The sequence below is a fragment of the Elusimicrobiota bacterium genome (genome assembly GCA_016721625.1).
Taxonomy (GTDB): Bacteria; Elusimicrobiota; Elusimicrobia; order FEN-1173; family FEN-1173; genus JADKHR01.
The window spans coordinates 2,512,945-2,527,283 of record JADKHR010000001.1 but is presented as its reverse complement, the minus strand read 5'-3'; the positions used below and the strand labels follow the sequence as shown (position 1 = coordinate 2,527,283).

Genomic DNA, 14,339 nt, shown 5'->3' with positions numbered 1-14,339 from the left:
CAAACGGCGCAACCATTGACGCCGGGAATGGGGGAGAAGAGGATGGTCTTGGAAGCGGTCGTCCGAAACCAAAGGGACGTTCAGATCGCCATGAAGATGCTCTCTAGATTTCCCGCCAAAGGGCGACTGATTTTGGTTCCGACCTCCGAGGAGGCCGACCGGGCCGCTCGGCGCGCCATCCAGGACAGAGGGGGCGCGCTCTTGGTTCCGGCCGAGGTGGCGGAGGTTCAGGGGTCTCTCTTGGAAAACGGCCAAGTCGACTTGGCTGTTGCCGACCGGGTATTGCGCGCCTCCTTCCCGGAAGGCCTGACCAATCTCGCCGTCACCCTGGCCCTGCCCGAGGGAGCCCAACCCAACGCTGACTATTTACCGGGGGATTCCCCGCTCCGGGAGGCCCTGGTCATCCTTCTGAACGCCCTGCGGGTGGGCCCGCTCAAGCTGGAAGATTTCCAAAGGCACTACGAGCTCGCCAAGATTCTCTCCCGACAAGCTTAACCCGGAAATTTCAGTTGCGTAGGATGACCGCGATGAAAGAGAGGAACTGGCATACGAGGTGAATGGCAGGAAACTTGATCTAAATAGAGGAGAAACGAAGAACCCCTCGGGCTTGGCCGTCCCATCCGGCGTAGAGGATGAGGTCGCCGGCCCATTCGCGGGTGGCGGCGCCCAAGAGGTCCGGGATGGCCATTCCGGACTCGGAGAGCAGTTCCCGAGAACCCACCAGGGCCAGGCGGGGCCCGGTTTCACCCGGCAATTGAACGGCGCCCCCGAAGCCCCGTTCCCCGCATTCCTCAAAACCGAAGACCTCGCACTCCCCCTTCCCGTTCCACAGGGCCACGCGATTCATTTCCTTTCCCGCGGGGTGGGCGGTCAGGCCCCCCAGGCTCCCGATGATGTTCAAAAAGTCCCGCTGGGCCTCCATGGAGGACGGCAGGGTCTGAAAGGCTCGGAACCGAACGGCGGAATCCGCCGCCGGGCGATCGTACGGGCGGTCATCCATGGTAAAGAAAGAAATAGATCATAACGCCGGTGACCGAAACATACATCCAAACCGGCCAGGTCCACCGGGCGACCCGTCGATGGGTTTCGAATCGGCCCCGTAGGGCCAGAGCCAGGGTGGCCAGAACCAGGGGCGCCGCGACCATGGCCAAGACCGTGTGGGTCAGGAGGAGGCTTAAGTAAAGGAACCGCACGACCCCCGTTCCGGTGAACCGCGTGACCCCGTGATGGGCGTGGTAATAGAGGTAAGAGACCAGGAAAAGGGCCGAGGTGAGGACGGCGGCCCCCATGGCGGCCCGATGGGCGGCGATTTTTTTGGCGCGAATGCAAAGGAGTCCGATCAGCAGGAAAACGGCGCTGGCCGTGTTCAGAAGGGCGTTCAGGGCGGGAAGGCGGATCACAAGAGAACCCGAATGTCACGATCCAGGCGTTTCATGTCTTTGGATTTCGTCCCGTCGTAACCGCCCCGCAGGCGTCCTTCCCGATCCACCAAAACCAACCGAACGCTGTGAAGCAGTGGGTCCGATGATTTCGGCCGTTCCGCCCCTTCCACCGCCACCCGGAACCCCTGGACCACGATGTCGTGCACCGCCGCGGCATCGCCCGTTAAGAAGAACCAACGCTCCGGATCGGCCCGGAACCGTTCGGCGTAGGTCCGCAAAACGGCGGGCGTATCGAAAACGGGGTCAACGGAAAAAGACACGAGGCGGAAATTCGGCGCTTTGGCGAACCGGGTCTGAAGGCGGGCCATTTGTTGGGAGAGGAAGGGGCAAGGACCTTTGCAACGGGTGAAAATAAAATCGGCCACCCACACGGATCCCCGAAGGTCCTCCAGGGCCACGGTCCCGCCGCTCCGCTCGGTCAGGCGGAAGGCAGGGGCCGACAAGCCCGCCGTCGGCAAGAGAACATTTGGCCCGTCCCGATCCAAAAACAACCGAAGGCCGATCAGGCCCGCGAGCCCGAGCACGAGCCAAAGGTTGAATTGTCGAAACAACAGATCGGCCTTTGGCAGCCGAATGCCCATTACGAGCCCCGCGTTCCTCGGACCAGGAACCAAGAACCCAGGAAAGTGGCCCCGGCGAACAAAAGGTTGACGCCGACGCACGTCAAAAACGAGGGCCCTGTCCCGTTCCCCGGGCCAAAGAAGCAGAGGTGGAGCCCGGCCACGGCGTAGGTCACGGGGTTGGCCAGCATGAGGACTTTCATCCACCCCGGTGCGCCGGCCACGGGGAACACCGCTCCGGACAAAAACCAGAGGGGCATGAGAAGAAGGTTCATCATGGCGTGGAACCCTTGGACCGAGTCCGTGGTCCAGGCGATCACGAGCCCGAGGCCGGTCAATCCAAAAGCGAGCAGAATCAACAAGACCGAGGCCCCAACAACCCCGGCGAGAGTGAGCGGGACTTTCACCACGGGAAGGAGCGCGATGAAGATGGCCGCCTGGAGGAAAGCCAAAGCCGTCCCGCCCAGCATCTTGCCCATCACGATGGACCCCCGCGGCGCTGGCGACACCAAAACCGCTTGGAGGAACCCCGCCTGGCGGTCTTCGATGACCGAGATCGTCGAAAAGATCGCGGTAAACAAACACACCAACGCCATAGTCCCGGGCAGGAAAAACTGGAGATAGTTCAGACCTCCGCTGGAGGTCCCGGGGGGCGCCTGGAAGTTTCGCCCCAGACCCGAACCGAGAAAAAACCAAAACAAAAGCGGGGTGGCCAGCGCGCCGATCACGAGGTTCCTCTGTCGGAAAAAACGGGACATTTCCCTTTCCAGGAGCGTTCCCGTGGCCAAAAGGAAGCGGCGGGCGTTCATGGGCGGGCCTCCGGGCTTTCCGTCCAAAAACGATGGCCCGTGTGGTGGACGAAAACATCTTCCAGCGTCGGTTTTCCCACCTGTACGGTTTCGATCAACCCCGGAAACGCCTCCACCAACTGAGGGACAAAGCGGTGCCCGTCCCGCCGCTCGATGCGAACCACGCCATCCATGGCCGTGACCTCTAAACCGAAAGCGGTCCGAATTCCCTCCACGAGCCGCGCGGTGTCGGAGGACGTCACCGTCACCACGTCGCCCCGGATCTCTTCTTTCAACTGGGCGGGCGTCCCCATGGCCGCCAAGGTCCCCCGGTCCAACAGGGCCAACCGCGAACAGCGTTCGGCCTCTTCCATCAGGTGCGTGGTGACCAGCACGGTCACCCCCTGCTGGGTCAAGGTCGCGAGATAGGTCCAGACGTCCTTGCGTGCCCCCGGATCCAGCCCCGTGGTGGGTTCATCCAAAAGCAGAGCCGAGGGCCGGTGGAGCAGACCCTTGGCGATTTCCACGCGGCGTTGAAGCCCGCCCGACAAGGTTTCCACCGTGTCCCCCGCCCGGTCGGCCACGCCGAGGCGGTCCAAGAATTCTTTCGCCCGAAGCCGGAGATCCGCCCCGTGGAGACCGTAAAGCCGGCCCTGATGAATCATGTTTTCCATGACGGACAGTTTTTTGTCCAGGCTGGGGGATTGGAAAACCACGCCGATCCGCTCCCGCACCCGCTCCGGGAAAAGGCCCACGTCCTGGCCCAGGAGCGAGGCCCGCCCCGCCGTGGGCCGGAGCGCCGTGGAGAGGATCCGAAAAAGAGTCGTCTTCCCGCCGCCGTTGGGCCCCAGGATGCCGAACAGTTCTCCCGCCGCCACGGAAAAGAAATTCCACGGAGGGCCGGACAGGGAGCCCCGCCGCGGCGGCGCGGCGGGTAATCGTGCCGGAGCCCCTCGATGACGACGGCCGGTTCCGTCATAGACCCCTCCGAACACCGTCCCACACCAGAACCGCCAGGAGAGTCGGCAAATAGACCACGGAAGCGAGAAAGAGACGCCGCGCCCGAAGCGCGCTCCGTTCCCTTGAAAACAACACACCCAAAACCAAGAGCCCGGTCCCCAGCAGTCCCGCGAAAAGAGCGTAGGCGGAACCCGCCCCCTGGGACAGCCAAGGACAAATTGTCCCGCGGCGGCGGTCCAGCCCATCACCGGAGGAAGCGCGCCGGCCACCGCGCCGAAGAGGGTGTTTAAAACCGAAACTTTCTTGAGCGGGGTGTAGATATAAAGGTAGACGCTGGCCGTGAAACCCGCCACCAGGGCCGTCAACCCGTTGACGAATCCGGCCAGATACACGATCCCGCCGGCCAGCAAAAAGACCCCCAAGAACAGAGCCTCCCCGGGGAACAGTCGGCGGGCGGGAAGCGGCCGTGATTCCGTTCGGCGCATGCGGGCGTCCACATCCCGTTCGAACAACATATTGAGGGCGCAGGCGCCGGACGACACCAAGAGAGTCCCCAACGCCGTGTGGCCGAGCCGAACGGCGTGGACCGCCCCTGCCGAACCCAAGAGGAACCCGGCCAAAGCCGTCACGGCGGCCATTAAACTGATCCCAGGTTTGGTCAGCGCCACATAATCCTTCACCCGGTCCGATGTCAACGCCGCGGGGAACCGCTTCCAAGCCAGGAGCAAAAAGGTGACCGACAGGCCCAAAAGCAGGGCCCCGGCCATGACGTGTCCCGTCGTCCACAAAACAGCCATCATCGGCCGGGCGGGCCCGCCGTTCACCGTGAGGCTTAAGAGCGTGACCACGCCCAGAGAAACCTGAAGGAAATAGACGCTCCCCAGCCCCAGTGCGGTCCGCCAGAGCGCCGGGTCTTCCGGGTGAACCTCCGTCAAGCGGTGAAACACCCAGCCGATCCAAAGGAGGATAAGCCCCGCGTTCACCAGGTGAAACTCCACGGCATGGCCTGTGTGCCGCACCACGGCGCCCAAAACCAGTTGGATATAGAGCGAGAGAAAAAGGAGAAGAGCGATGTGGGGAAGCGGCACGTCGGATTCCGATGACGCGGAAGAGGTCGGCCGCCGCCAGGCGGGCGAGGTCCAAACGGCGAGGGCCACCGTGAGGCAGAAAAAGCTTTGCGCCAAGGTCCCGTGGGCGATGGAGATCGGTTTGGGAAGTTTCAGACGGACGGTCAAGCCGCCCAGAACCCCCTGGACGATGACCAACCCGAGCGCCGCCCAAGATGCCCGCCGAAGCCACGCGCGGGGCTCCCGTCGAAAGGCGAAGACGGTCAGAATTGTCAGAAAACCCACCGCCGTGGCGGCCATCCGATGACCGTGTTCGTAAAGGATGCCCCCCACCATGGGGGGCATGAGGCGGCCGAAGGAAAGGGGCCAGTCCGGCACCGAGAGGCCCGAATGGGTGCTGGTCACAAGGCCCCCGATGAAAATCAGGCTGAGCGTGGCCGCGGCCAGGGCCAAGGCCAACCGATGGCGCCCCAAATGAAATTCGGTGGAGTCCTTCATGAAATCGTCCCCTCCGTCAAAACGATCATTGGTCCCAGTTTTCGCCGGGCTTCGCGGCGGGACGCAGGGAATAGAGATAGCTGATCAGGTCTTTCATCTCGTCCTCGGCCAGGAACCGGCCCCAACCGGGCATCGAAATGAGCGGTGCGGGTTGAGAAGCGTCCGCCGGTTCGGGACGCCGGCCCGCGGCGATCCGCTCCTTTAATTCTTCCCGGGAAAACCCGTCCCTGGCGAAAGTGAGGGACGGAACTTTGTTTCCCACGACATTATTGTTGGGATACCCGCCCCCCCCGCGCAAACCATGGCAAGCCGCGCACCCCACCCGGTTGTAAATCATTTCGCCGCGTTTCTCCGGATCCGCCCGCAGGGTGCCGGCGTTCCAGGGAGGATTTTGGCGGTAAGGGTCCCCCGTCAGACTCGCCATGTAGGCCACCAACTCCGCGCGAACGTCATCCTTCAATTTATAGGCGGGCATGGTGGTGTCGGGTTTCCATCCTTTAGGATCTTTCATCCACAGGTCCAGCCAATCCGCCGAATGCCGAAGGCCCACCGTGGTCAAATCCGGCCCGACCTGCCCCCCGCCTTGGCGGCCCACACGGTGGCAGGCCGAACAGCCCAAACCGATAAAACGGGCGCGACCTCGCGCCGCGGGGTCCTGGGTGGAAGAACAAGCGGCCAAAGAAAACAGGATCAAAATAAAACAGAGAAAGCGCATAAGGAAAAGTGTCCCGAAGGATCGGATGCTCTATATTACATCAACCGGACCGCGCACTCAATGAGGACTTTGGCTTCCCCAAGAAATCGAAACTGAAAATATTTTTTGGGGGCACGCAAGAAACCCTTGAAAAAAAATGATTCTTCTGCTATGGTAAAAAGCCATGAAAGAACTCCATCGCCCCCAAGACTCAGTTTCCACTGTCCTTCCCTTCGCGCGAGGGAGAACCGCTCTTGTTCTCCTCGGCCTGCTTGGCGTCACCCTCGCTTTCTTCTCCCCGCCCGCTCGCGCCGACGACGGGTTTGACGACGTCGATTATTCCAAGGTTCTCGCGGAGCGAGACAAAGGCGTGGGGTGGAACATGGCGTTCGGGTTGACCGGCGGTTACACCGACGTTCTGACCGGATACAAGGACTACACCAATCTAGGGAACATCGGCGTGGACACCTACTTCCGCCCTCCGGTTCCCCAATTCCCGAAGTGGTACAACCGATTGGTCTTCCGTTTTTCCGCGGATTATTTTCCTCTCCAGGTGCCGGAGACCATCCCCTACACGAAAGAAGACCTCTTCACCCTGAGCGCCACCATCGTTATTCGGGCCATGAAGTTCTCCGGGGCTCCCGAGCACACCCTCTGGATCCCGTTCATCGCCGTGGGGCCCGCCGTGGGTTGGGACCGAATTACCGTCAACCACCCGGCGGTTCAAGCCAGCGGCTCCTTTTTGCACCTGGGCTATTCCGCTTCCGGAGGGATCATGCTCCCGACCCTGGGAGGGTTTCGCTTGATCCCGGAGGTTCGATACCAATCCATGAAAGAACCGGACCAATATTGGACCTCCCACATTTCCTACATGATGGCGATCACCTACTGGCCCCCCGCGAACGTGGAGGAATAAAATGAAAACAAAAAGACCGAACCCCTTTTCACTCCTCTTGGCGGTGGTTGTTTTCTTGGCGGGGTGTCAGCGAAAGGAGTACAGCCCTCTCCTGGGAACCCCGGACCCGGCCGTTTCAAGCGTTGCCATCCAGGTCCGGGGGACCGACAACTCCCACCCCCCCGAGGTCTCCTTACTGCTTCAATCCATCACCAACGGCGGCCTGCCCATGGCGGATTTAACCCTGGGGAACTTTGCCGTCCTTCAGGATGGAACCCCCCTGGTCGTGACCGATTACAAATCGGCGGCGGACTTTCCTTTCGCCGTCATGCTCGTGATCGACAGAAGCGGTAGCATGGAGGGCAACTTGGATCCAACTACCACGCGCACAACGGCGGCCAACAGCGCGGCAACGATCTTCCTCAACAACCTACCGGCCTCCGCCCAGGCGGGGCTCGTGGAGTTCGACAGCGGGGTCCAATTGAAAGTCCCCATGACCACGGATAAGGCCTCGGTGGCCGACATGATCAACGCCACCCCGGTGGCCACGGGCGGGGGAACCGCGGTTTACGACGCGATCATCGCCGGAGCGGAAGAGCTTTCAAAGGCCACCGGACTCCGCTTGCTGATCGTCCTCACGGACGGAGACGACAACGCCAGCGTGAACACGCCCACGGACGCCAAAAACAAGCTCCTGAGCATCGGCACCGTGGCGGCCGCCGTGCTCGTGGGGACCGACGTTACCGATCTCTCGACCATGCAAGGCATCGTTAATCCCACCGGCGGGGGAGTCACCCAGTCGGTGGATCCGGCTTCTTTGGTGACCGCTTTGAACGCGATCCTGACGAGCTCGGCTTTTGACGGGATTTATGCGCTGACATTTCGCCGACGGAGCACCGAACCAAATATCCGGATATACATCAGTTACGGTTCCATCACCACGTCCCAAGACGTGACGCTCATTCACTAGCCGAATCTTTAGAAAAACGAGGCCCGGTTTCCCCCATGGGAAACCGGGCCTCGTTTTTATTAAAGGTTAAATCGTAACGACGGAGGGCTCCGCCCGATTCCCCGTTGGGAAACCTCACCCTCTCCCCGACCCTCTCCCGCTCGCGGGAGAAGGAGAAACGCCTGGACCGGAGTCGTTACGTTAAATCAGCCGTACCGGTATTGGACTCCGAACCCCCCGCGGGGCCAGTGACAATCGATGTTGTCGAAGGGGCAGAGCATGCGGCAAGCGCCGCACTCTATGCAGTTTTCAAAGGAAACGATGAGCTTTTTTTGACCGTCTTCCCAGCGGTAGACTTGCGCCGGGCAGACGGTCACGCAGGGTTTGTCGTGGCATTTGTTCAGGCAGGTGGAGCTGTCCTTGATCGTGATATGGGCTTGGTGGTCGGCCTTATACGTCAAGGTCCCTAGCTTTTCATCCACGTTGACTTTTGGCAGGGCATCGGAGGTCATGGTTATTTCCCGTGGGTCAGTTTCCACAACAGGACCCGCATTTTGAGGGCCATTTTGACGAGGCTGAACTCGTTTTTCAACGTCAGTTCCGACCTCACCAGCTCTTTAACAGCTGAATTTTTTAGCAGTCGCTGTAGGATGCTCTTCTGCGTGTCGCGCTTCGGGCGACCGTCCACGTTGAAATAATCATAGAGGGACTGGGCCATCAGCTCGGGGCCTTCCGCGACGAGGTCCATGTGCTTCTCCACCATGGTTTCCAGGTCCTTGTGGTCGAAGAGGTCCGGAATCACGAAAGATTTCCGCAGTTTCTCTTGATAGGCCGAAAGGGTTTTCGCGCTGAAATCCCCCTTCGTCTTGGCTTCGATGACCGTTTCCCCCGCCAGACGGCCGGCGGTCATGGCCAGGTTGGACCCTTCCCGGTGGGATGCGTTTACCATCTGGGCCGCGTCGCCCGCGATCAGAAAACCGTCCGTGAACAACTTCGGCATGGAGTTATACCCCCCCTCGGGGATCAGGTGGGCCGAGTATTCCAACGATTTGGAACCCTTCAGCAGGCGGCGGATCATGGGGTGGGATTTCGCGTATTCCAACAGGTCCGGGGGGCGGATTCCCGTTTTCTGGAAATGGGAAAGCTTGGCGCCCACGCCGAAAGAAAGGGTGTCTTTGTTGGTGTAGAGGAAAGAATACCCCAAGAGACCCCGGGTGTTTTCCCCGAAGATTTCGATGGTGGTTCCCTCGCCTTTTTCGAGGTTGAACCGGTCTTCGATTTTTTCGCGAGGGAGCTCCAGCACTTCTTTAACCCCGAGAGCCACTTCGTCCGCCGTCCATTCATCCAGAAGGCCCAGCTGTTGGCCGAGGAGGGAGTTGACGCCGTCGGCCGCCACCACCACGTCGGCGTAGAGTTCATCCCCATCGCTGGTTTTGACCCCCACGACTTTGCCGTCTTTCCGAAGGCCTTCCCGAACGGTGACGCCCGTAAAGAGCTGGGCCCCGGCTTCTTCCGCTTTCTTGGCATACCAGCGGTCGAAGGCGGCCCGAATCACGGTGTAGCAATTGTGGGGTTCGGCCAACCAACGTTCGGACTTGAACCCCACCTGAAACATGGAATCCTTGGAAAGGACCCAGATCTTTTGTTCGGTGATGGGCCGCTCGAGGGCCGCCTGGGGATCCTTCCAGAACGCGGGGACAAGCTCGTCCAGCATCTTCGTATACATCACGGCGCCTTGGACGTTCTTGGCGCCCGGGTATTCCCCCCGCTCCAAGAGAACAACACTCAGCCCGGCTTTCGCCATGGTGAGCGCGGCGGACGTCCCGGCCGGTCCGGCCCCCACGACGATGGCGTCAAATTTTTCGTCGGCCATAGGGGTTAAAGGCTCGGGGTCGGCACCACTTGCCGAACCGCTTGGTCCAATTGAACGGGTGAAAAGGGTTTGGCCAGGAACCCCTTGACTTGGGGAAACTTGGCAAACATCTCTTGCGTGAAATCAAGCGCGGTCACGACGATGACCGGGAGGTTCTTCAGCCTCTCATCGCTGGAAAGGTGCATCTGGAGGGTGTGCCCGTCCATTCCGGGGAGCATCACGTCCAGGAGGAGAAGGTCGGGTTTCTCCGTCGCCAAGACGCTCAACGCGGCGGGGCCGGAAGCGGCCTCGAGGACTCGGTGACCGTTCCGTTCCAGCACGCTCCGGGCGTATTCCCGGATGTCGGACTCATCGTCGGCGATCAGGATGGTGGCCATGGAAGGCTATTTCTCGTAAAGCTCTTTATAGCGGGACGGGTTTTTGGCCTTGAAATCGGCCAGCAGTTTTTCTCGGAGGGCCTTCCAAGAGACCTTGTTTTTGCCCGCCTTCCGCTGTTGGCTGTCGAAGGCCAGGAAACGATAAACCGCCTTGCCTTCGGGCTCCGTGATTTCGCAACCTGGCTTCGACATCATGCGCTTCACATAACGTTGCCAGATGTCGGTCTCCACCTGCCACACATTCGGGGAGGAGAACATGTCGGGGTCGGTCTTTTTGAGGTTGTCTAAGTTGGCCTGCTTTTCGGGGCCTTTACCGGGAACTTCGAAAAACTGGCTGTTCAAGGGACGCGCGGAGGAATGGCATTTTATGCATTTCACAAGGAGCACGCCTTTGTAGGCGGCCTGAAGGTCCGCGGGATACCCGGAAAGTTGGGCGTCCGTCAGCTTCTCCGGACCGAAATCATTGGCGTAGGGGTTGGCCAGGGCCTTGGCCTTCTCGGCATCGAACGCCGAATCCCCCGCCTGGGATCGGATACCGAACCCCACGGACGCCACCGCTAGGACCCACAATAAAGATCGTTTCATCTTTGGCCTCGCCTTTTTCTGGGAATTGGATTTTACCACTCTTCTTGCTTCTCCGCGATGCTGAATAGATAGGTGACCAGGTCGTCCATGTCCGCGCCTTTGATTTTATCCTTCCAGGCAGGCATGTAGAGGGAAGGCGTCGGCCCCTTGGGATCCGCTTTTCCGACGGGAGAAACACCCTTGTTGAGTTTCTCCACCAGCTCCTCTTTCGTGTAGGTGGCCACCGCTTTTTTGAGGTTGGGCTCGGTGCCATTCACGTAATTGAAATTCCTTGTGCCGCCCGACCCGTCCGGCGCGTGGCAGGCCGCGCAACCGAATTTCTCATAAACCTTTCGGCCGCGCTCCACCGCCGTTTTCCCGACCGGTTCAACCCGGAGAGAGGAAACGGGGGCCGTGAACTCCATGGGAATCTGGTCCCGCCCCAAGGAAAGGACGAACGTGGTCACGGCCTCGGCGTCGGCCTCGCTCAAATTGAAGAAGGGCATCCCCGAAGGGGCGATGGGTTCTTCGTTAAATTCCCCCTTGGGGTCGCCAGGAACCAAGGTCCAGGGATCCCGCACCAGGTGGAGGCGGATCCAGTTGGCCAACGTGTGTTCTTCCTCGGGAAGGTCCGTATGGCTGAAATCGATGCGGGAAAGCGGCTTGTCAGCGGTCTCCTCGGCCAAATCCACGGAAATAGGCCCGCCCTGACCATGGATCTGGTGACACCCGATGCAACCCTTTTCTTTAAAAATGGTCTCCCCTCGGCGCCAGGCGGTTGTGAAGGGCATGGCCTTTTCGTCGTAAAGGTTCGAGTGGCACTTGGCGCAGGAGGCCTGGAGAAGGAGTCCCACGCGGAGCGGTTTTTCCCAGTGCCGGACCCGCCCGTGGGCCGCCTGAACCGTGGTGGCCAACCCCTGGCCTTCATGGCAAACGGTGCAGGCATATTTCTCCGGCGCGTGGGTCCGATGAACTTCGTTGGCTTTGGCGGCGTAAGGGAGATCCGCATACGGAGTTTGGTTCGCGGGGGACAGGACCGGGTCGTAGCCCAGGTGACAGGTGACGCATCGGTCGTAGCGATCCAGAGGGGGAGCCATGAGCTGGCGAATACGGACCGATTGGGACCGGATCAAGGCCAGCTGTTTGGCCAGGGGAGCTTTCGCTTCCTCGGTCGTCGCCCGGGACAAATCCTCTTTCAATCGGGATTTCTCTCGTCGGAAATATTCCCGCTGGTATTTTTTCCACTCGCGGTTTTGGTCCTTGACGATGGCCGCCAAAAGGAAAGCCAATAAGGCCAGGTTCCCGATGACGAACAGGTTCCTCAAGGTGAAATACCGCGTCAGCAAGGTTTCCTTCAGGCTCATATGTTGAGGTTCAAACCGGGGAGAGAGAAGAGATACTTGATGTTAAATCCAAGACGAGCGGCCATCTTGAGCACCACCCCCAACATCATCAACAGCAGAATCATCGTGGTTCCGTATTGAAGGGGGCTTAAAGACGCTTTCCTCAGATACCTTTGGGGCATTAAGAACCCCATCACCAAAACGATGAAAAGAAAGACCGCCGCGTAAAAAATTTCCACCAGACCGAAGTGCGGGATGTTCTTGGCGATGAAATCGTAGCGAAACAGGAAGGCGTGGGCCGCTTTGGCCAGAACCCCGACGAAAAGAGAGCCCATGGCCGCGAGCCCCATGGATTTTTTCAGCGGCCAATCCGCCTTCACCGCTTTTGGAAATAAGAGTCCGCCGCCAAAATATCCGCCGAACAAGGCGCCGGCCGCGGCAAAAGCCGCGCCGATCCCCAGGGGCCCCGCCACCCGAAGGCCCGGTGTTTTTGACTGGTGAAGAAGTAGCCGGCCTTGTCGGAAAAATCAACCAGGATCAAGCTCCAGGTGCGTGGCGGCAGCGATTTGCTGTGGACCGCCCAGCTTTCCCAGGGCCAGAAGAAAGACCAATTGGGTCCCCGCATAAAGGTCCCGATCACGATCAACAGGAACCACATGCCCACGCCGAAAATGAAAACGGTATTGGCGAAGGGCCGTTCTTTCAACGAGTAGGTGCCCACGCCGAGCTTCGGATCCGGGTCCAAATAGGGAATCGCCATGAGGCCCATCATGATCACCCCCGGCAAGACCACCCCGGCCAGCCAGGGATCGAAATACACCAGCAATTCTTGCAGTCCCAGGAAATACCAGGGCGCCTTGGACGGGTTGGGCGTCACCCCGGAATTGGCCAGGCCTTCCAGCGGGGCGTTGACCAAGACCGACCACCCGATCAAAAACACCAACATCAAAATGGCTCCGAGATACTCCCGCACCACGAGATTCGGCCAGACCTCCATTTTTTTCTCCGGAGGTTCCCCGGGCAGAGGGGCGGCTGAAAACCCGTCTTTCCGGATTCGCCAAAAGTGGACGATCATGAGGATCCCCGCCAGGACGGGAACCGCCACGCAATGAAGCACGTAGAAACGGAGGAGCGTGTTCGCCCCCACCGTGGTACCGCCCAGGAGGGCGAACCGCGCGTCGTTGGAGGCCGTCACCCCGACCAAATTGGAAAAAGGCCCCTCGGCGCCGACGAAAGGCGTGGAGCTCGCCATGTTGGTTCCCACCGTCACCGCCCAGATGGCCAATTGGTCCCAGGGCAAAAGATACCCGGTGAAAGAAAGGAACAGCGTCAAAACCAACAGCACGACCCCGACCCCCCAGTTGAACTCCCGCGGCGTCTTGTAAGCGCCGGTCAGGAAAACCCGCACCATGTGAAGGATCACCAAGAGCACCATGGCGTGGGCGGACCAGCGGTGGAGGTTCCGCAGGAACATGCCGAGCGAAACGGCGAATTCCAGATCCTTCATGTCCCGGTAGGCCAACTCCACGGCGGGGCGGTAATAGAACATGAGCAGGACGCCCGTCACCACCAGGATCATGAACAAACCGAAGGACAATCCCCCCAGGCCCCAGGTGTAGGTGAAACGGACGGCGCGCTGGCGGATCCGCGCCGGATGGAGGTGGAGCCAGACGTTGCCCAGAATATGTTGGGCGCGGTCCCGGGACGTGTCCTTCCAGGTCCCCCCCCGGAACATGGAGCGCCAGATTTGGCTGTTGATCCATCGGTCTTGGAGCTCTTTAAGGGAGGGAAGGGAGGGCACGGAGAGTTAGGCCAGCACGTGGAAAGAACCGCGATCGCGAAACCCCGGACGGTTTTCCATTTGAGACTTGTCCACCACCAAATCGCCTTCCGGGGTCACATCCACGGCGCACCGCCAGAGGGGTTTCGGCGCCGGTCCGGCAATCACGTCTCCGTCGATGTTATAGTTGGAGCCATGGCAAGGACAACGAAAGCGAACCTCCGCCGGGAACCAGTTGGGCGTGCACCCCAGGTGGGTACACCGAGCCCAGAGAGCGTAGACTCCTTTTTCGTCTCGAATAATCCAAACGCGCTGTTCTTTGTTGATGGTCACGCCCAGGGGGAAATCCTTCACCTTGCCCATTTTGAATCGTTGGGAAGGTTCGTAGAGGACGTTCGGCAACATAAAGCGGGCCGCCCCGCCCGCGCTGGCCGCCAAAAATGCGCCGAACGCCGCCCACCCCCCCGCCAAAAACCCGCGGCGGGTCAGCTCGGATTTTAAGAGGCCTTCAGGACCGGTCGAAGCCGGCGATGGAGTGGCGTCTGTCAT

General features: G+C 60.4%; 16 protein-coding genes and 3 pseudogenes. 3 read left to right on the top strand and 16 right to left on the bottom strand.

The window, feature by feature from the left end; all coding sequences use genetic code 11:
- Positions 1-42 precede the first annotated feature (42 nt).
- The gene (locus IPP35_11125; GenBank protein MBL0059629.1) at positions 43-495 is read left to right on the top strand and encodes a hypothetical protein; all 453 of its coding nucleotides are present in this window, start codon (positions 43-45) and stop codon (positions 493-495) included.
- A gap of 79 nt (positions 496-574) precedes the next feature.
- Here IPP35_11125 and IPP35_11120 read toward each other — a convergent pair whose 3' ends face one another.
- From IPP35_11120 to IPP35_11085, 8 genes and pseudogenes are all read right to left on the bottom strand, one after another.
- Positions 575-1,000, bottom strand: coding sequence for a hypothetical protein (locus IPP35_11120; protein MBL0059628.1), 426 nt, complete (start codon positions 998-1,000; stop codon positions 575-577).
- On the bottom strand, positions 993-1,400 hold the full coding sequence (locus IPP35_11115; protein MBL0059627.1) for a DUF420 domain-containing protein: 408 nt from the start codon (positions 1,398-1,400) through the stop codon (positions 993-995). Before IPP35_11115 ends, IPP35_11120 begins: the two co-directional genes overlap by 8 nt.
- Positions 1,397-2,023 carry an SCO family protein gene (locus IPP35_11110; GenBank protein ID MBL0059626.1) on the bottom strand — a complete coding sequence of 209 codons (627 nt, stop codon included), beginning with the start codon at positions 2,021-2,023 and terminating at the stop codon, positions 1,397-1,399. Before IPP35_11110 ends, IPP35_11115 begins: the two co-directional genes overlap by 4 nt.
- Positions 2,023-2,811: an ABC transporter permease gene (locus IPP35_11105; protein MBL0059625.1), complete on the bottom strand. Its 789-nt coding sequence runs from the start codon at positions 2,809-2,811 to the stop codon at positions 2,023-2,025. The genes IPP35_11110 and IPP35_11105 overlap by 1 nt, the downstream gene beginning before the upstream one ends.
- Positions 2,808-3,769, bottom strand: a pseudogene (locus IPP35_11100) (ATP-binding cassette domain-containing protein). Before IPP35_11100 ends, IPP35_11105 begins: the two are co-directional and overlap by 4 nt.
- Before the next feature lie 106 nt (positions 3,770-3,875).
- Positions 3,876-4,550, bottom strand: a pseudogene (locus IPP35_11095) (protoheme IX farnesyltransferase).
- A gap of 204 nt (positions 4,551-4,754) precedes the next feature.
- A pseudogene (locus IPP35_11090) lies at positions 4,755-5,315 on the bottom strand (COX15/CtaA family protein).
- A gap of 25 nt (positions 5,316-5,340) precedes the next feature.
- Complete coding sequence (locus tag IPP35_11085; protein MBL0059624.1) at positions 5,341-6,030, bottom strand: c-type cytochrome; 690 nt, start codon at positions 6,028-6,030, stop codon at positions 5,341-5,343.
- A 163-nt stretch (positions 6,031-6,193) separates the two neighbouring features.
- On the opposite strand from IPP35_11085, the gene IPP35_11080 reads away from it, so the two are divergent.
- Both IPP35_11080 and IPP35_11075 read left to right on the top strand, forming a co-directional pair.
- Positions 6,194-6,925 (top strand): hypothetical protein, encoded by a 732-nt coding sequence (locus IPP35_11080; GenBank protein MBL0059623.1) that lies wholly within the window; start codon positions 6,194-6,196, stop codon positions 6,923-6,925.
- A gap of 1 nt (position 6,926) precedes the next feature.
- Positions 6,927-7,874 (top strand): VWA domain-containing protein, encoded by a 948-nt coding sequence (locus IPP35_11075; GenBank protein MBL0059622.1) that lies wholly within the window; start codon positions 6,927-6,929, stop codon positions 7,872-7,874.
- Positions 7,875-8,059: 185 nt separating this feature from the next.
- Here IPP35_11075 and IPP35_11070 read toward each other — a convergent pair whose 3' ends face one another.
- The 8 genes from IPP35_11070 to IPP35_11035 all read right to left on the bottom strand — a co-directional run bounded on the left by IPP35_11070 (position 8,060) and on the right by IPP35_11035 (position 14,339).
- Positions 8,060-8,365, bottom strand: coding sequence for a 4Fe-4S dicluster domain-containing protein (locus IPP35_11070; GenBank protein MBL0059621.1), 306 nt, complete (start codon positions 8,363-8,365; stop codon positions 8,060-8,062).
- Between the two features lie 2 nt (positions 8,366-8,367).
- Entirely contained in the window at positions 8,368-9,726 is a 1,359-nt protein-coding gene (locus tag IPP35_11065) for an FAD-dependent oxidoreductase (protein ID MBL0059620.1), read from the bottom strand.
- Between the two features lie 5 nt (positions 9,727-9,731).
- Positions 9,732-10,103: a response regulator gene (locus IPP35_11060; GenBank protein MBL0059619.1), complete on the bottom strand. Its 372-nt coding sequence runs from the start codon at positions 10,101-10,103 to the stop codon at positions 9,732-9,734.
- Between the two features lie 6 nt (positions 10,104-10,109).
- Positions 10,110-10,688 carry a hypothetical protein gene (locus IPP35_11055; GenBank protein MBL0059618.1) on the bottom strand — a complete coding sequence of 193 codons (579 nt, stop codon included), beginning with the start codon at positions 10,686-10,688 and terminating at the stop codon, positions 10,110-10,112.
- Positions 10,689-10,720: 32 nt separating this feature from the next.
- A complete protein-coding gene (locus IPP35_11050) occupies positions 10,721-12,031 on the bottom strand; it encodes a c-type cytochrome (protein MBL0059617.1) in 1,311 nt (436 codons plus the stop codon).
- A complete protein-coding gene (locus IPP35_11045; protein ID MBL0059616.1) occupies positions 12,028-12,390 on the bottom strand; it encodes a hypothetical protein in 363 nt (120 codons plus the stop codon). The genes IPP35_11050 and IPP35_11045 overlap by 4 nt, the downstream gene beginning before the upstream one ends.
- Positions 12,387-13,745, bottom strand: coding sequence for a cytochrome bc complex cytochrome b subunit (locus IPP35_11040; protein MBL0059615.1), 1,359 nt, complete (start codon positions 13,743-13,745; stop codon positions 12,387-12,389). The genes IPP35_11045 and IPP35_11040 overlap by 4 nt, the downstream gene beginning before the upstream one ends.
- 72 nt (positions 13,746-13,817) lie before the next feature.
- Positions 13,818-14,339 (bottom strand): Rieske 2Fe-2S domain-containing protein, encoded by a 522-nt coding sequence (locus IPP35_11035; GenBank protein ID MBL0059614.1) that lies wholly within the window; start codon positions 14,337-14,339, stop codon positions 13,818-13,820.